The following is a 17,256-nucleotide window of genomic DNA, read 5'->3' as shown; positions in this document are numbered from 1 at the left end:
GCTTGTGTGGTTTCGTGTCACTTGGCGGCGGAGGCCTATGCCTGCGGCGACATCCAAAGATAAAATGAAGTAATACTCGCAGAGATTTCGAGTAAATCGTCGAACGCCCAAGTCCATCTTCCACTAGATTAAGTATTCGATGGTATTAACCATCCACCGGATACTTATGTCATCTTTTCTTCGTAACTCCCCGGTCCATAGTGTGGCAAATACGGAGCTAAATCTGTGACCTAACTAACAGAACCCGTAAAATAGCTGGTCATTAGCCATGGAAGGCGAATCGCTTCCCGCAACTTCCGGCTGCACTCCCGTTGATTTCGCGGCGGCGTCTCTCGTTGCCCTGGCCTGTAAGATTTTACGGAGTCCGGGAAGGGGCGGTTGAGCGTGGTCCACGCCAGTCGGCCCCCTGCCGCGCGCGTTAAGCAGAACAAAACGCCCCGTCTCGCACCATCTCCGCGAAAGCAACAAAGCCCGGCACGTCCAGGTCAAGAGGGACCCGTCGAAGCCGGACAGGGATGTCAGATGAAGACCGCTGCTCGCTCGCGCGCCTGGCGCGCTATTCTTATGCTGTGTGGATTGATCCTGCTCGGATCGGCCGCCGATCTTCGCGCAGCCAATCTGCTGTCGCCGGGCGCGGGCGCGCTCATACGCAAATCAGCCGAGCCGTTCGGCGTGTTCGCCTTCGCCATTTCGAGCGGAGGCATGCGGCAGAAATGGCTTGGGCTGAAGCAGAAGCTCGACGATGACATGGTGCAGCTGGTGCTGTGCGACGGCGATCGCGACAATTGCGCTTCGCCCGCGGCGCTGAAGCTGCTCGCCATCGTCGACGAGGCCCGCACCCGCGACGGCCGCGCGCGGCTCGGCGAGACCAACCGCGCCATCAACCTCGCCATCCACGCCGAGAGTGACGGCGCCGAAGATATCTGGAGCTCGCCGCTGGAGACCTTCCAGCGCGGCGCCGGCGATTGCGAGGATTACGCCATCGCCAAGCTGGCCGCGTTGCGGCTTGCCGGCGTCGCCGCCGAGGACCTCCGCCTCGTCGTGGTGCGCGATATCAGGAGCGGCGAAGGCCATGCCATTGCCTCCGCAAGGCTCGACGGCCACTGGCTGATGCTGGACAACCGCCGCATGGCGATCGTCGAGGATGACGACGCGCGCAACTATCAGCCGCTGTTCGTGCTCTATCAGTCCGCCGTGCTGAGATATGTCGGAGAGCCCGTGCGGCTCGCGGGCGTCGACAGCCAGCACGTCTCGACCGAGTCACATTGATCCAGCTCGCAGTCCGGTAGCTACATCCAAGGCCTGCCCGCTCAAGGCGACCGAGGAAGGTGCAGCGATCCTGCGGGATCCGGTAGGCCCTCTTTACGGATCGCTGCCGCGCTCCCATTTGCAGATGACCTCGCAAGTGACCGCATTTGCGGCAGCGCGATTCAGGAGGCCGAAACATGTTCGGGTCATGGTCGCGACCGATGCAAAACATGTTGGTGTGGCCGTCATGAAGCCGGACAGCTCGGCGCTCGAAGTCCGAGGGTTAACGAAGCGTTTTGACCGCTTGGCGGTCGACAACCTCGATCTCACCATTCATGCAGGCGAATTCTATGCGCTGGTCGGCCCTAACGGTGCCGGCAAGACCACCACGTTGCGCATGGTCGCGGGCCTGCTCAGGCCCGATGAGGGCGGCGTTTCGATCTTCGGCATTGATGCGCTCGCGAATCCCGTCGCGGCCAAGCAGGTGATGGCATGGGTCTCGGACGAGCCGATGATCTATGACAAGCTCACACCGCTTGAGTACCTCGAATTCGTCGCCGGCCTCTGGGGCATTGCGCCTTCAGCGTCGAAACCGGTCGCCGAGGAGCTGGTGAGCTCGCTCGGGCTTGAGCCGCACCGGCACGAGCGCTGCGAAGGTTTCTCCAAGGGCATGCGCCAGAAGGTGGCGCTTGCCGGCGCACTGGTGCACGATCCCCGCCTCATCATTCTCGACGAGCCGCTGACGGGCCTCGACGCCGTCTCGGCCCGCCATGTGAAGGGGCTGCTCGGGATGCGCGTCCGGGCCGGCTGCACCGTGATCATGACGACGCATATTCTCGAGGTCGCCGAGCGCATGGCCGACCGCATCGGCGTGATTGCCGCGGGCCGTCTCGTCGCGGAGGGCACGCTGACCGAGCTGCGCCAGCAGAACGGCCATGCCGACACCAGTCTCGAAGATCTCTTCATCGCCCTGGTGACGCTGCAGGACGCGGCATGAGCTCGGCGACCGCGCTCTCCTGGTTTGCCCGTCACGAGCTCCGCCTCGCCTGGCGCGAATGGTTCGCCATGATGACCGGTGGCCGGCGCCGGCGCGCCCGCGCCGCCATGATCGGGCTGTTGTTCTTCGCCGCACTGCTGCATGTCCCGGCCTGGGCGGTGATCGGCCGCTTCGCCAATCTGCAATTGCCGCTCGACAAGTCCTCGCTGATCGTGATCTCGGCGACGATCTTCCTTGCCTGGACCCTGATGGCCTCGCAGGCGATCGAATCGGTGACGCGGGTGTTTTACGCCCGCGCCGATCTCGATCTCATCATGTCCTCGCCGGCAACGCTCGCCAATCTGTTCTCGGTGCGCATCGCCGCAATCGCACTCACCGTCACGATGATGGCGCTGCTGTTCTCGACGCCGTTCATCGACGTGCTGTTGATCGGTGGCGGTGTGCGCTGGCTTGCCGCCTTCGGCGTGGTCATCGCGATGGGCCTGTCGGCCGCGGCGATCGCGATCGCCGTCACGATTCTCCTGTTCCGCCTGATCGGCCCGGCGCGAACGCGCTTCGTCGCCCAGATCCTGGCCGCGATCATCGGTGCGGGCTTCGTGATCGCGCTCCAGGTCGCGGCGATCGTCTCCTACGGCACGCTGTCGCGCTTCACCATCCTGACCTCAGGCACCCTCGCCGCCCACGCGCCCGACATCGACAGCATCTGGTGGTGGCCGGCGCGAGCCACGATGGGCGATGTCAAGGCGCTGCTGCTGCTTCTCGCGCTGGGGCTGATGTTGCTCGGATGCGTGATGGCGATCTTCTCGGGCCGCTTCGCCGACACCGCAATCGACGCTGCCGCTTACGGCACATCCGGCCGCAAGCGCGCGAAGGAACGTCCGTTCCGCGGCGGCTCGCGGCAACAGGCGCTGCGGCGCAAGGAGTTCGTGCTGCTCTGTCGCGATCCCTGGCTGATCTCGCAGACCCTGATGCAGCTGCTCTATCTGGTGCCGCCGGCGCTGTTGCTCTGGCGCAGCTTTGGCGACAGCTCCGCGGCGCTGACGCTGATCACGCCGGTGATCGTGATGGCCGCGGGTCAGCTCGCCGGCGGGCTCGCCTGGCTGACGATCTCGGGCGAGGACGCGCCGGACCTGGTCGCGACCGCGCCGCTGACGCCCTCAAGCGTCATCCGCGCCAAGATCGAAGTGGTGCTGATCGCGATCGCAATCATCTTCTGCCCGCTGGTGGCCGCGCTGGTTTTTGCTTCACCATTACAGGCGGCCATCACGGCCACCATGATCATCATCGGCGCGGCCTCCGCCACCGCGATCCAGCTCTGGTTCCGAGTCCAGGCCCGCCGCAGCCAGTTCCGTCGCCGCCAGACCTCGTCGCGGCTTGCGACCTTTGCCGAAGCCTTCTCCTCGATCGGCTGGGCCGCCACCGCCGCGCTGCTGCTGACGCTGCCGACCGCCGGCATCGTCAGCGGCCTGATCACCGCGGGCCTGGTGGCGATGACCTGGAAATTCAGCCCGAGGCGCGATTAAAGGCAGGGGCTGACGGTGCGACACTGACGCGCTGTTGATTGCGTCCTGTTGGCGACCCGCTGCGTTGCGCGCTAGACTTTTCCCCGAGGTCATCGGGGATGGATTTCATGCGGCGACTTATTTCGGCGGCGATTGCGCTGTTGAGCGCGTGCCTCTCACCGGCCCTGGCCCAGCAGCCGCCTCAGCGCAGCGAATGCCTGGCGATGGCGAATGCTGCGCCTCGCGCCTTACCCGTCGCTTTGAGGCAGGCCGCCGCCGCGCCCGAGGTCGAGATCACCTATGCCGGTCACTCCACCTATTTCATCGACACGCCGGGCGGCGTGCGCATCGCGACCGATTACAGCGGTGCCTATCAAGTGGGCCGGCTGCCCGATGTCGTCACCATGAACCGGGCGCACAGCACCCACTATTCGCTCAATCCGGACAAGCGCATTCCCCACGTGCTGCATGGCTGGGGCGAGGACGGCAAGCCGGCGGTCATTTCGGAGCGCATCGGCGATAGCTTCATCCGCAACGTCACGACCGACATCCGCCGCTATTTCGGCGACGATTCCGGCATCGACATGATCCGCGACGGCAATTCGATCTTCATCTTCGAGGTCGCGGGCCTGTGCATCGGGCACCTCGGCCATCTCCACCACAAGCTCGACGACAGCCATTTTGCCCAGATCGGCCGGCTCGACATCGTGATGGTGCCGATCGACGGCACCTACACCATGTCGCTCGATGGTGTTTCGGAGATCACCAAGCGGCTGCGTGCCTCGGTGGTGTTGCCGATGCACCGCTTTGCCACCCCGCTCGACGAGTTCATGCAACGCATCGGCCGGCAATTCGAGATCGACCGCCGCCCCGAGCGTTCCTTGCGGATCTCACGGGATACGCTGCCGACGACGCCGACGGTGATCATCCTCGACGGGGTCTGAGGCCGACACCGGAACGCATGACCCCGCTCCGACTTGGTTGCGTCGAGATCATCCTCGATCGGAGCAATCATGAGCAGAAGGTTCCTGGTCATCGGCGCGTTCGCCGCCATCTATTTGCTTTGGGGTTCCACCTATTTCGCCATCACGTTGGGATTGAAATCGATCCCGCCGTTCTTGCTGATGGCGCTTCGCTCGTTCTGCGGCGGCATCATGTTGCTGGCCATGAGCGGCAGGCAGGTCGCGACTGTGCCGTTGCGGACGTGGATCAATGCGAGTCTGTGCGGGCTGCTCTTTTTCGTGGGTTGCCATGGCGTGCTCGCCTTCGCGCAGCAGTCGGTTCCTTCGGGCGTGGCGGCGATCGTGCTCGCCACAATCCCGTTCTGGATCCTGTTGATTGACGTCCTGTTTCCCGACCATCAGCGACCAAGGCCTCTTGCTCTGCTCGCACTAGTGCCGGGCTTCTTCGGCGTCGGACTCGTCGCATGGCAGCACGTCGAGCAGGCCGGCATCAGCATGCTTCCCATCGTCTGGCTGCTGCTTGCGGCGCTGTCGTGGTCAACAGGGACGGTTCTGTCCCGACGCATGTCGAGAAAGGCGTCCGCCATTCTGCTGTCGGGGATGCAGCTTTCGGTCGGAGGCATGGTGTTGTTCGCAATCAGCTGGCTGGCGGGCGAGATCGGCGGCTTCAGACCGGGCGACGTCTCGCCGACCTCGCTTGCGGCCGCGCTTTGGCTGATCATCTCGGGCAGCGGGATCGGATTCGTTGCCTACAACTGGCTATTGGAGAATGTCTCGACCTCGCTGGTATCGACCTACACGTTCGTCAATCCGGTCATCGCCGTGCTGCTCGGCACTCTCGTGCTCGGCGAGCCGTTCTCTCGCATGATGCTGCTTGGCGCCGGGCTCGTCATTATCTCGGTGATCGTCATCTGGTGCGCGGAACGCCCAGAGAGTCATCGGACGAGCGACAAGGCTGGCCGGGGCGTCGGAGATCTGTCCTTGCACAAGACCTGAGCCATCGACGGCAATTTTCTCCAAGTCGGTTCTCGGCCGGTCGTGCTGATCTCCCTGGCCAACAGGAGATCGACATGACCGACCTTGCCAGATTATTGCACGCGGACGGCCCCAACCCTGAACACGCGGCGGCGCTTCAGCTCTATGGCCGCTTCGTCGGCGATTGGGACGCGGAGATCACGGCCCGCGGCGCTGATGGAACGAAGCACACCGCGCCCGGCGAGATCCATTTCGGCTGGGTGCTGGAAGGACGGGCCGTGCAGGATGTCTGGATCATTCCCCGTCCCGCTGATGGCCCCGCCTTTCCGGTCGCCGGCAATTGGTACGGCACGACGCTGCGGGTGTACGATCCCACCATTTCCGCGTGGCGGATTTCCTGGTTCGATCCCGGGCGCTGTGTATTCCGACAGCAGATCGGCCGCCCGCGCGGCGAAGACATCGTGCAGGAGGGCACGACCGAAGCCGGTGACCTGACGCGCTGGAGTTTTACCGAGATCACCACGGACTCCTTCCACTGGCTCGGCGAGGTCAAGCCCGCGGCGGAGGCCGATTGGCGGCTGGCGGTCGATGTGAGGGCGACGCGGCGCAAGGGCTGAGCGCTGCGGTGACGGCTCTCACCGCGCGCCATCTTCATCATGACGCGAAAGAGGGGCCGGGATGTTGGTCCCGTCCCCTCTTCCGTCGTGGTCGCTGGGAAGCGTCCTTATTAAGACTAGCCGACACCCATGAGCGTCGCCGGACGGCGTTCGCCGGGCGAGAGGAACATGCGCTTGAGCTTGTTGACGACGCGGATCATGAAGCCGATGACGGCCGGGTTGGTCTTGCGGCAGAAGGCGATCTTCTTGACGTGGCCCTCGACATGCCATTTGGCATGCGCGCCATCGCGGAAGAAGATGACGTCGCCAACGCCATAGCGCTTCGGCGGCATGCCATCGCTTTCGAGCACGATCGATCCTTCCAGGATCATGATCGTCTCGTCGAAATCATAGTACCAGTTGAAGCGGCCTTCGGTGCAGGACCAGATGATGGTCGAGGAGGTGCCATCCGAGCTGGTCGAAAGGATGTGCGAGCGCGACACCGGGTTGCCTTCGATGATCCAGGCCGGCTCGATCGGCCGCAGCTCGAGATCGACATTGCAACTACCAATTTCAATCAATGCCCGCGACATCTGCTCCCCCAGGAGGTACAATATGATTAACCGGGCTTAATCCCGGATTGTTTTGAAAGATGATGGGAACGCTAGTCTCCGGTTTTTAATTCTTCCTTACGCAGGCACCGACAATCCACCGCAAGTTGCAGACGCGAACCTGTTAACGTCGGGATTCCCCTGCAAATTCGCGCACATGAACCGGTCTTTTGCGGGGTGCGACAAAGTGCGCGAAAAGACCGAATAGGAGCCCATGATGCCCCTGACCCCGGAGGTTCTGACAGCCCAAGGCGAGGTCGTCGCCTGGCTCGAGAGCCTTGATGTCTCGTTCGCACCGGACGAAGAGCTCTGGTTCAGCATCGACGGCATTGAAATCCCCCGGCAGATCGGCAGTGACGCCTCGGGCGGCGCCTTCGTGCTGCTGCCGTCGCAACATGTGCTCTACGTCTCATCGGAAGGTCGCGCGGGTATCATCGCCGAGAGCTTCGAGGCGTTCATCCAGCTCGTCGTTGCCCGCCCCTATTGGCTCGACATCCTCAAATTCTCAGCCGGCGGCGATCTCCAGCAGATGCGGCGCGCGGCGGATGCGCTTGAGGCGACAATCGAGAACGAGGAGGACGTCAACGAGGCGAGAGAGGAAATCCGGGGGCGCCTCGGTCTGCCGGAGGCGGACGATCCGGTCGGCGCGCTCTACGAGGCGGTCGCGGCGTCCGACGCCATCGTGCGCGCCACCGACGGCAGTCCGTTCACGACATTGTTCAACCGCTTCAGCATCGACAACAACCCGATGCTGCGCAACGCGGCAGCGTGAGGCGAAGCTTGGGGTTAGCTTTCGGGCTTTGAACTTTCCACGATCGTCATGGCCGGGCCTGTCCCGGCCATCCACGCCTTGCACCACAAAGAACGTGGATGCCCGGGACAAGCCCGGGCATGACGAGCACCCCTACTTCGCCCACTCGCCCTTGCGGAATACCGGCACCTTGCTGCCGTCGGCCAGGATGCCGTCGATGTCGGTCTCGGCCGAGCCGATCATCCAGTCGATATGGATCAGGCTCTGATTGCCGCCTTGCGCGGCGATCTGCTGCGGGGTCAGTTGGGCGCCATTGATGAAGCACTTCGAATAGCACTGGCCGAGCGCGATGTGGGATGCTGCGTTCTCGTCGAACAGCGTGTTGTAGAACAACAGGCCGCTCTGCGAGATCGGCGAGGAATGCGGCACCAGCGCCACTTCGCCCAGCCGGCGCGCGCCCTCATCGGTGTCGAGCACCTTGTTCAGCACCTCCGCGCCGCGTGAAGCCTTGGCATCGACGATCTTGCCGTCCTCGAAGCGCACCGCGATGTTGTCGATCAACGTGCCCTGGTAGGACAGCGGCTTCGAGCTCATGACATGGCCATAGACCCGGCGGCAATGCGGCGTGGTGAAGACCTCTTCGGTCGGAATGTTGGCATTGCAGCTGATGCCGTTCTTGGACAGCGAGGCGCCGCCTTCCCATTCGTGGCCATCGGCGAGACCGATGGTGAGGTCGGTGCCGGGACCGGAATATTGCAGCGCGCGAAAACGCTGGCCGTTGAGCCAGTTGGTGCGCTCGCGCAGCACCGCATTGTGGCTCGCCCAATTCGCCATCGCATCCTCGCGATCGACGCGGGATGCCGCGAAGATCGCATCCGCGAGCTTGCCGATCGCAACCTCTTCGGGATCATCGGGGAAGACCTGCTTCGCCCAGGACGGGCTCGGATAGGCGATGATATTCCAGTTGGTGTCGAAATTGACGATCTTTTCCAGCGCCGGCTGATAGGCCATCGAATTGGCCTTGCTGGCGCGCGCGACCTTGGCCGGATCCTCCCCCGACAACAGCATCGGATTGTCGCCGACGATGGCGAGCCGCGCGGTGTTGTCCGAGAACGCCTTCGCCATGCCCTCGTAGAGCCAGTTGGCGGCGCGATCAAAGCTGTTGTCCTGGCCGTAGCGGTAGCGCGCCAGCGTCATCTCTTCGTCGGAGAGGATCGGCGTCACGATACCGGCACCGGCCTTGTAGGCGTGAACGGCGATGCGCCGCACCAGCGGCAGCGCGATCGCGGGCGCCGTCAGAAGAAGATCCTGTCCCGGCCGCAAGCCCAGTCCCACCTTCACCGCCACCTCGGCCAGCCGGTCGAGTTTCACGGGATCGATGGAAGTGGCGGAATTGCGCTGATCGGTCATGCCGGGCCCTCTGTCGGAATCTACAGTTCAATCTAAGTCTAGCATCACGAGACACAAGTGTGCGAGCGCCTTGCGAAGCCTGAAAGATACGCAGTTTCACGCATCTTGGTTTTCAACGCGTTGCCGATCTCAGCACCCGATCGACCATTTCAGGCGCAAGGCCGAGGTAATTTTTCGGTGAAGTGAGGGCCTCGATTGTGGCACGATCGATCCTGACGGAGACGCGGGGATCGGACGAAAGCGCGTCCGCAAGGGTCAGACCCTTCTCATTGGCCAGCCGGCAGGCATCGTAGACCACGTCATGCGCCTCCTGCCGTCCGATCTGCGGCGCCAATCCCATCATGGCCGCTTCGGCCACAATCAGACCGCGACTAAGGGCGAGATTGTCGTTCATCCTGGCCTCGTCCACGATGAGGCCGGCGAGCGCGAACTTCGCCTGGTGCAGGGCGCCTGCGGTGAGCACAAAGCTTTCGGGGATCGCCATCCATTCGGCGTGCCAGGGACCTGTGGCGCGTTCGAAATCCTGCACCATGGCATCCAGCATCAGGCCCGCCTGCTGGCGCACGGCCTTGCTTGCTGCCAGCATCAGCTCCGACGAGATCGGGTTGCGCTTCTGCGGCATGGTCGAGGAGGCGCCGCGCCCCTTGACGAAGGGCTCGTAGACCTCGGCGAACTCGGTCGAGGCCATGATCATGATATCGAGCGCGATCTTGCCGAGCGAGCCGGTGACCAGCGCGAGGAAATTCACCGCTTCCGCAAAACCGTCGCGGGCGACGTGCCAGGTCGAGGCGGGAACACCGAGCTTGAGCTCGGCGCAGAGCGCCTCCTGCACCTCGAACCCCTTGGCGCCGAGCGAGGCCAGCGTGCCGGCTGCGCCGGCGAACTGGCCGACCAGCACGCGCGGCTTCAGTTGAACGAGACGTTCGGCATGGCGGTCGAACATCGCAAGCCAGATCGCGGTCTTGTAGCCGAAGGTCACCGGCAGCGCCTGCTGGAGATGGGTGCGGCCAGCCATCGGCGTGTCGCGATGGCGCCGCGAGAGGTCCGCGAGAATCCTCCGCAGCTCGGCGATGTCGCGCTCGATGATCTCCAATCCGGCGCGCAGCTGCAGCACCACGGCGGTGTCCATGATGTCCTGCGTGGTCGCGCCCCAATGCACGTAACGGCCGGCCTCGCCGCACTGCTTCACCATCTGATGCACCAGAGGCAGGATCGGATAGCCGACGATGTCGGTCTCCTGCCGCAACAGATCGAAGTCGAGCGCCGTGACGTCGGTCCGCGCCGCGATCTGGTCGGCGGCAGCTTGCGGGATCACGCCGCATCGCGCCTCCGCCTTGGCCAGCGCCACCTCGACCTCGGCGTAGCGCGCGACGAGCGCGACGTCGGAAAATACCTCACGCATCGCAGGCGTGCCGAAGGCATCGCGGAACAGCATGGAATCGAGCACGGTGGTCGAGGCGGGAAAGGCGGGCATGGGCGTTTCTTTGCGGCTGTCGTTGTGAGTGAGAGGTAGCTTACGCGGCCGGAGGTGCCCGGCAATGGACATTCACGGTTTGACATGCACCATAGCCGGGTCGGCGAAGCCGGGACGACCATCTCGAGATTGTGCGCCGCCGCCTCGATCACCTCTCGTTCAAGCTGTATTCCTCCGCGCAAATGGCATAGCAGCCATCCGGTGTCGCGGTGAACCTGATCGACCTCCCGGCCGACTCACAGGCTTCAAGTCGAAATCCATTTTGATTCATCATTGCCCTGAAGTCGCCGTGAGGTCTGAGTTTTCGACGTGCAGTTTCTGTTCCGGGACCATGTTCTCGACACCGACTTGCGCGAACTGAGCCGCGAGCAGGTCCCCGTTGCCGTGGAACCGCAGGTTTTCGACCTCGTGGTCCACCTCATGGAGAACCGCGACCGGGTCGTCAGCAAGGACGAGCTGATCGACAAGATCTGGCACGGCCGCAGCGTCTCCGAATCGACCTTGACGAGCCGGATCAATGCCGCGCGCAAGGCGATCGGCGACACCGGAGCGAACCAGGCGCTGATCCGCACCATTGCGCGGAAGGGCTTTCGCTTCGTCGGCAGCGTCGAGACCAAGTCCGGAGGCGCGACGGTGGAATCGCGCGGCAGCGTCACGCCGTCGCACGCGGCCCCTGCGCTGCCCGATCGCCCCGCGATCGCCGTGCTGCCCTTCACCAATATGAGCGACGACCGCGAGCAGGACTATTTCTCCGACGGCATCAGCGAAGACATCATCACCGCGCTGTCGAAACTACGCTGGTTCTTCGTCGTCGCCCGCAACTCGTCCTTCGTCTACAAGGGCCGGTCCGTGCATCTCGACGAGATCGCGCGCGAGCTCGGCGTGCGTTACGTGCTCGAGGGCAGCGTGCGGCGAAGCGGTGGCCGCGTCCGCATCTCCGCCCAGCTCAACGACGTGTCGACCGGCGGTCATCTCTGGGCCGAGCGCTACGACCGCGAGCTTGCCGACATCTTTGCCGTGCAGGACGAGATCACTGACGCCATCGTCGCCGCGATCGAGCCGCAGCTTTACGCCGCGGAAAATTTTCGCGCGCAGCAGAAGCCGCCGGGCAGCCTCGATGCCTGGGACTTCGTGATGCGCGCGCTGTCGCATTACTGGCGCGTCACGCGCGAGGACAATGCATCGGCGCAGAGGCTGCTCGAGCAGGCGATCGCGATCGACCCGGCCTATGGCAAGGCGCTGGGCCTGCTCGCGACCAGCCACATTTTTGGTGCGCATATGGGTTGGGCCGATATGGCCGCGACCGTGCCGGTCGCCGAACGCGCGGCGCTTGCCGCGGTAGAGGCCGATCGCGAGGACGCCTTTGCCCATCTCGGCCTCGCCTATACTTATCTGTTCCGCCGCCGCTTCGACGACGCGCTGGCCGAGTTCGAGCTTGCCTTGCGGCTCAATCCGAACTGCGCGATGGCGCACGCCTTCTACGGCGTGACGCTGTGCTACGCTGGACGATGGCAGGACGGCGATGCGGCCGCGCGCCGCGCGCTGCGGCTGAGCCCGCGCGATCCGCTCGCGGCGACCTATTGCGGTGTCGCCGCCTATGCCCAGTTCATCGGCCGCAACTACGAGGGCGCCATGCAGATGGCGCGGGAATCAATGCGACAGCGGGCCGATTTCGTCGGCGCGCACCGCGTGCTGACGGCCGCCGCCGGCATGTCAGGCGATCCCCTCCTGGCCGCCGCTGCGCTGGAAGGATTGCACCGCGCCCAGCCCGGCATCTCGCTCGCCTGGATCACGCGGGAGCTGCCGATGCTGCGCGAAGAGGACCGCGCGCATTATCTCGAAGGTTTTCGGCGCGCGGGGATGAGGTAGCGAAGATCTCTCCCGCTTGCGGGGGAGATCCAGCGTAAGGCGGGAGCCCTCCTACTCCTGCATCATCTCGCCGCTGCCGCCGAACTCGGCGGGGAAATCCTTCAGCTTGGGCAGGCCGTCGCGCATCGGCAGCACCGTCTCGGAATAGTTGACGTGGACGCCGGGAGCAAAGGCGAGCGTCGGGACAGTTGCCGTGAACACGTCGATCAAATCGAGCGGCGGGTGATTGGTCATCAGATGCCCGCCGCACTTCCTGCAATATTTGCGCTGGCTGAGCGGGGTCTTGGCGAAGGTCTCGACATTCTGTGCGCCTTCGGTGATGCGCACGGCTTGGGGCTTCCACAGGCTGAAGGCGTTCACCGGGCCGCCCGACCAGGAGCGGCAGGAGCGGCAATGGCAATAGCCCATCGCGGCCGGCTCGCCCGTGACCTCGATGGTGACCGCGCCGCAGAAGCAGTGTCCGACATGTTTCATCCTGGTTCTCCTGAGATGGATTGGGATAGAAATTCTTGGCTTACAAATGAACCGCTGCCACGCATCCTCTTGTTCGGCGGACACGTGGCAGAGGACGCTCGGCTAAACCGACCGGCGCCAGGGAATAAGCATCGACACCCGTTGTTTGTACTGCCGGTATTCGTCACCGAAAAGGTCGACGAGATCGTGCTCCTCCAGCGCGATGCCGACCAAGATGTAGGCCGTGGTCACGGCTGCGAACAGCAGATGGCCAGCAGTCATGGTCGGTGCCGCCCAGAAGGCGATGATGAAGCCGAGATAGATCGGATGACGGACGAATTTGTAGAACAGCGGCGTCTTGAATCGCGGCGGCTCCGCGTCCTTGCCGACGAGATGATTGGTCACCTGATGCAGTCCGAACAATTCGAAATGATTGATGACGAAGGTCGAGGCGAACACCAGCGCCCAGCCCGCGAAGGACAGCGTGACCAGCGTCACGGCAAGATCGGGGCTTGCGACGTCCCATACGACCGACGGCAACGGACGCCACAGCCAGAACAGCAGGAGCAATGACAGGCTCGCGAGCAGCACATAGGTCGAGCGCTCGACCGGCTTGGGGACGAATTGCGTCCACCACGCCTTGAAGCGCTGGCGCGCCATCACGCTGTGTTGAACAGCGAATAGCATCATCAACAGGAGATTGATGATCACTGCTTCGGCGGTCGGCGTATCGGTACCGGTGTCGATGGTCTTCGGCACCACCAGCCCCATCACAAAGCCGATGGCATAGAGAATGGTGACGAAAAACACGAGATACGCCGCAATTCCGTAAAGAAAGGCGATGAACTTCAAAATGCGTGAGCCCGCAATCTCCGGGCCGATGGAATGAACCTGATGATCGAGTTGGGTCATAGAAAGCTCCGTTGTGCCGAGGCATCGGCACTGTTTGGTCTCTGCACCATGCCGGACCGGACTGCGGAAGACTTTCGCGGACGGTTGATTTTCGCCTGAGACGACTTTGATTTTTGCTTGAGACGACCAAAAACGTGCGATTTCTATTTGAAAACAACGTGCTCGACGGCGACCTGCGCGAACTGACCTGCGCCGGGACGACCGTGCCCTTGCAGCCGCAGGTGTTTGACCTCTTGCTTTACCTCGTTGCGGAGCGCGCCCGCGTCGTCAGCAAGGATGACCTAATCAGCCAGATCTGGAGCGACCGCATCGTCTCGGATTCGGCGCTGAACAGCCGGATCAACGCCGCACGCAAGGCGATCGGCGACGACGGCGGGACGCAGCGGCTGATCAAGACGATTCCGCGGAAGGGCTTTCGTTTCGTCGGCGATGTCCGGGAAGAAGTGGTAACCCGGCCCATACCGGCCGAGGCAGGGCCAGTTTCCCCGCGCGTCGCGACCGACCGTCCGGGCATCGCCGTCCTCGCCTTCGAGAACATGAGCGGCGATCCCGCCCAGGACTATTTCGGCGACGGCATCAGCGAGGACATCCTCACCGCGCTGTCGAAGCAGCGCTGGTTCATCGTGATCGCCCGCAACTCGTCTTTCACCTACAAGGGGCGTGCGGTCCACATCAAGCAGATCGCCGAGGAGCTCGGCGTCCGTTACATCGTCGAGGGCAGCGTGCGCAAAGTGGACAACCGCGTGCGTATCACCGCGCAGCTCAACGACGCCGGCAGCGGCGGTCATCTCTGGGCCGAGCGCTACGACCGCGAGCTGGTCGACGTGTTCGCCGTGCAGGACGAGATCACCGAGCGGATCGTCGCGGCGATCGAGCCGCAGATCCACGCCGCGGAGAATTTTCGCACGCAGCGCAAGCCGCCAGCGAGCCTGGATGCCTGGGACCTCCTGATGCAGGCGCTCTCGCACTACTGGCGGATCACGCCGCAGGACCACGCCGCGGCGCAGAAGCTGCTCGAGCGCGCGCTTGCTATCGATCCTGATTACGGCCAGGCGCTGGCGCTGCTGGCGGNAAGCCACATGTTCGGCGTGCATCTCGGCTGGGCGGAGCTTGCCGCGACGGCGCCGATCGCGGAGAACGCCGCGCTCGCGGCGATGCGCTGCGACCATGAGAATGCCTGGGCCCATGCCGCGCTCGGCAGCGTCTGCTTCTCGACCCGCCGGCTCGCGGACGCGCTGTCCGAGTTCGAGCAGGCGCTCGCGCTCAATCCCAACTTCTCGCTCGCGCAAGGCTACTACGCGCTTGCGCTGTCCTATGCAGGGCGATCCTCCGACTCGTTCGAGGCGGCGCAGAAGGCGATCAGGCTCTCACCGCGCGATCCATCGCTGGCGATCTATTACGGCATTGCCGGCTATGCGCGCTTCACCGAGCGGCGCTATGACGAGGCCATTGCACTGGCGCGCGAGGCGATCCGCCACCGTGGCGAACTTACCGGCGCCTATCGCGTGCTCGCGGTCTCCGCGGGCATGACCGGCGACAGCGCGATGGCGGATATGGCGCTGGGCGAGCTCCGCCGCACCCAGCCCAATATCTCACTGGAGTGGATCGCGACGCAGCTGCCCTGGACCAACGATGCCGACCGCCAGCACTATCTGGAAGGATTTCGGCGCGCGGGACTGAGGTGACCAAGGCAAGGCTCCCGACGCGAATATCAGGACGCGCTGTACATTTTTTGTGCTGACACTGTCGAGACTTTCATCTTGCGGCGGGGAACGGGACCGTGGGAGCCTCGCGCCCGGATGGGGACTTGGGAAGGGCCGGCCGTCGCTTAGTGCGCGAAGATGTCGCGAAGCGTTTGCGGCCGGTCACGCTTGAGAAAGATACGACATGTCGAAACGAGTGTTGCTTGGTCTCCTCCTGGCCTGTGGCCTCACGGCCTCGGCGCTGGCTCAGGAGCCGAAGGCGGGCGGCGTGATCAATGCCGTGATCCAGCCGGAGCCGCCCGGCCTGATGCTGGCGATGGTTCAGAACGGTCCGGTCCAGATGGTGTCGGGCAACATTTTCGAGGGCCTGTTGCGCTACAGCCCCAAGCTCGAACCGCTGCCGGAACTCGCCGAAAGCTGGAACGTCAGCGAAGACGCCAAGACCTATACGTTCAAGCTCCGGAAGGGCGTCACCTGGCACGACGGCAAGCCCTTCACCTCCGCCGACGTGCTGTTCTCGATCGAGATGCTGAAGCAGACCCACGCACGCGCCCGCGCCAATCTGGTGCAGGTCGACAAGGTCGAGGCGCCCGACGACACCACCGTCGTCTTCACGTTGAAGCAGCCGTTCGGCCCGTTCCTCGGCATCTTCGAGGTCGGCTCGATGCCGATGGTGCCGAAGCATCTCTATGAAGGCACCGACTGGAAGACCAATCCTTACAACAACGCGCCCGTCGGCACCGGCCCCTTCATGTTCAAGGAATGGCAGAAGGGCTCGTTCATTCGCCTGGTCAAGAACCCGAACTATTACGAGAAGGGCAAGCCCTATCTCGACGAGATCTACTGGCAGGTCATTCCTGACGCCGCCGCGCGCTCGGTGGCCTATGAGACCGGCAAGGTCGACGTGCTGCCCGGCGGCTCGGTTGAGAATTTCGACGTGCCGCGGCTGTCCAAGCTGAAGGACACCTGCGTGACCGGTGCCGGCTGGGAGTTCTTCTCGCCGCTGGCCTGGCTGTGGCTGAACAATCGCCAGGGCCCGCTCGCGGACAAGCGGGTGCGGCAGGCGATCATGTATGCGATCGACCGCGACTTCGCCAAGGACGTGATCTGGAACGGGCTCGGCAAGGTCGCGACCGGCCCGTCGGCCTCGACCATCAAGTTCTACACCGACGACGTGCCGAAATACCCCTACGACCCGGCCAAGGCCAAGGCGCTGCTGAAGGAAGCCGGCTACAAGGGCGAGAAGATCCGCCTGCTGCCGCTCGCCTATGGCGAGACCTGGCAGCGCTGGGGCGAAGCGGTGAAGCAGAACCTCCAGGACGTCGGCATCAACATCGAGACCATCGCCACCGATGTCGCCGGCGGCAACCAGAAGATCATGGACTGGGATTTCGATATCGCCTTCACCTATCTCTACCAGTATGGCGATCCCGCGCTCGGGGTGGGGCGCAACTACGTCTCCAGCAACATCGCCAAGGGCCAAGTCTTCAACAACGCCGAGGGCTACGTCAATCCCGAGATCGACAAGCTGTTTGCCGACGGCGCGGTCGCGACACCTGATAGCAAGCGCAAGGAGATCTACGACAAGGCCCAGAAGATCCTGGCCGAGGACGTGCCGGTGGCCTGGATGCTCGAGCTGCAATTTCCGACCATCACCCGCTGCAAGGTCAAGAACCTGATCACCACGGGGATCGGGGTCAATGACGGCTTCAAGGACGCGTGGCTCGACAAGTGAGCTTCTTACCTCTCCCGGCTTGCGGGGAGAGGTCGACGCACTCGCAGAGTGCGGCGGG

At 63.8% G+C, this 17,256-nt stretch carries 15 protein-coding genes and 1 pseudogene; 11 read left to right on the top strand and 5 right to left on the bottom strand.

The window, feature by feature from the left end; all coding sequences use genetic code 11:
- Window positions 1-522 precede the first annotated feature (522 nt).
- From AOQ71_RS11630 to AOQ71_RS11605, 6 genes are all read left to right on the top strand, one after another.
- Entirely contained in the window at window positions 523-1,269 is a 747-nt protein-coding gene (locus tag AOQ71_RS11630) for a transglutaminase-like cysteine peptidase (RefSeq protein WP_057746159.1), read from the top strand.
- A gap of 226 nt (window positions 1,270-1,495) precedes the next feature.
- Complete coding sequence (locus tag AOQ71_RS11625) at window positions 1,496-2,245, top strand: ABC transporter ATP-binding protein (RefSeq protein ID WP_057746846.1); 750 nt, start codon at window positions 1,496-1,498, stop codon at window positions 2,243-2,245.
- Window positions 2,242-3,768 carry a hypothetical protein gene (locus AOQ71_RS11620; protein ID WP_057746155.1) on the top strand — a complete coding sequence of 509 codons (1,527 nt, stop codon included), beginning with the start codon at window positions 2,242-2,244 and terminating at the stop codon, window positions 3,766-3,768. The genes AOQ71_RS11625 and AOQ71_RS11620 overlap by 4 nt, the downstream gene beginning before the upstream one ends.
- A gap of 107 nt (window positions 3,769-3,875) precedes the next feature.
- Window positions 3,876-4,691, top strand: a complete 816-nt coding sequence (locus AOQ71_RS11615; RefSeq protein ID WP_057746843.1) for an MBL fold metallo-hydrolase — start codon at window positions 3,876-3,878, stop codon at window positions 4,689-4,691.
- A 69-nt stretch (window positions 4,692-4,760) separates the two neighbouring features.
- Window positions 4,761-5,705, top strand: coding sequence for an EamA family transporter (locus AOQ71_RS11610; protein WP_057746150.1), 945 nt, complete (start codon window positions 4,761-4,763; stop codon window positions 5,703-5,705).
- 74 nt (window positions 5,706-5,779) lie between these two features.
- Entirely contained in the window at window positions 5,780-6,301 is a 522-nt protein-coding gene (locus AOQ71_RS11605) for a hypothetical protein (RefSeq protein WP_057746147.1), read from the top strand.
- A gap of 116 nt (window positions 6,302-6,417) precedes the next feature.
- Here the strand turns inward: AOQ71_RS11605 and AOQ71_RS11600 are convergent, their stop codons facing one another.
- The gene (locus tag AOQ71_RS11600; RefSeq protein WP_057746144.1) at window positions 6,418-6,873 is read right to left on the bottom strand and encodes a cupin domain-containing protein; all 456 of its coding nucleotides are present in this window, start codon (window positions 6,871-6,873) and stop codon (window positions 6,418-6,420) included.
- A 232-nt stretch (window positions 6,874-7,105) separates the two neighbouring features.
- Here AOQ71_RS11600 and AOQ71_RS11595 point away from each other — a divergent pair, with 232 nt between their 5' ends.
- Window positions 7,106-7,663 (top strand): hypothetical protein, encoded by a 558-nt coding sequence (locus tag AOQ71_RS11595; RefSeq protein WP_245316844.1) that lies wholly within the window; start codon window positions 7,106-7,108, stop codon window positions 7,661-7,663.
- Window positions 7,664-7,795: 132 nt separating this feature from the next.
- Here AOQ71_RS11595 and AOQ71_RS11590 read toward each other — a convergent pair whose 3' ends face one another.
- Together AOQ71_RS11590 and pcaB are read right to left on the bottom strand one after the other, a co-directional pair.
- Window positions 7,796-9,052 (bottom strand): aminopeptidase, encoded by a 1,257-nt coding sequence (locus tag AOQ71_RS11590; RefSeq protein ID WP_057746141.1) that lies wholly within the window; start codon window positions 9,050-9,052, stop codon window positions 7,796-7,798.
- Window positions 9,053-9,164: 112 nt separating this feature from the next.
- Complete coding sequence (gene pcaB / locus AOQ71_RS11585; RefSeq protein ID WP_057746139.1) at window positions 9,165-10,526, bottom strand: 3-carboxy-cis,cis-muconate cycloisomerase; 1,362 nt, start codon at window positions 10,524-10,526, stop codon at window positions 9,165-9,167.
- A 309-nt stretch (window positions 10,527-10,835) separates the two neighbouring features.
- Here pcaB and AOQ71_RS11580 point away from each other — a divergent pair, with 309 nt between their 5' ends.
- Entirely contained in the window at window positions 10,836-12,395 is a 1,560-nt protein-coding gene (locus tag AOQ71_RS11580; RefSeq protein ID WP_057746136.1) for a winged helix-turn-helix domain-containing tetratricopeptide repeat protein, read from the top strand.
- Between the two features lie 51 nt (window positions 12,396-12,446).
- Here AOQ71_RS11580 and AOQ71_RS11575 read toward each other — a convergent pair whose 3' ends face one another.
- Window positions 12,447-12,869: a GFA family protein gene (locus AOQ71_RS11575; protein WP_057746133.1), complete on the bottom strand. Its 423-nt coding sequence runs from the start codon at window positions 12,867-12,869 to the stop codon at window positions 12,447-12,449.
- A gap of 102 nt (window positions 12,870-12,971) precedes the next feature.
- The gene (gene mddA / locus AOQ71_RS11570; RefSeq protein WP_057746130.1) at window positions 12,972-13,760 is read right to left on the bottom strand and encodes a methanethiol S-methyltransferase; all 789 of its coding nucleotides are present in this window, start codon (window positions 13,758-13,760) and stop codon (window positions 12,972-12,974) included.
- A 134-nt stretch (window positions 13,761-13,894) separates the two neighbouring features.
- On the opposite strand from mddA, the pseudogene AOQ71_RS47655 reads away from it, so the two are divergent.
- The 3 genes and pseudogenes from AOQ71_RS47655 to AOQ71_RS11560 all read left to right on the top strand — a co-directional run.
- A pseudogene (locus AOQ71_RS47655) lies at window positions 13,895-14,831 on the top strand (winged helix-turn-helix domain-containing protein); the annotation flags it as partial.
- 1 nt (window position 14,832) lies between these two features.
- The coding region (locus tag AOQ71_RS47650; protein ID WP_245316843.1) for a tetratricopeptide repeat protein at window positions 14,833-15,445 on the top strand (613 nt) is incomplete at its 5' end.
- A 202-nt stretch (window positions 15,446-15,647) separates the two neighbouring features.
- Window positions 15,648-17,198: an ABC transporter substrate-binding protein gene (locus tag AOQ71_RS11560; protein WP_057746127.1), complete on the top strand. Its 1,551-nt coding sequence runs from the start codon at window positions 15,648-15,650 to the stop codon at window positions 17,196-17,198.
- Window positions 17,199-17,256: the final 58 nt, after the last annotated feature.

The sequence above is a fragment of the Bradyrhizobium manausense genome (genome assembly GCF_001440035.1).
Taxonomy (GTDB): Bacteria; Pseudomonadota; Alphaproteobacteria; order Rhizobiales; family Xanthobacteraceae; genus Bradyrhizobium; species Bradyrhizobium manausense.
Note: the sequence above shows the minus strand (reverse complement) of the source record. Positions and strands in the feature narration are given on the sequence as shown.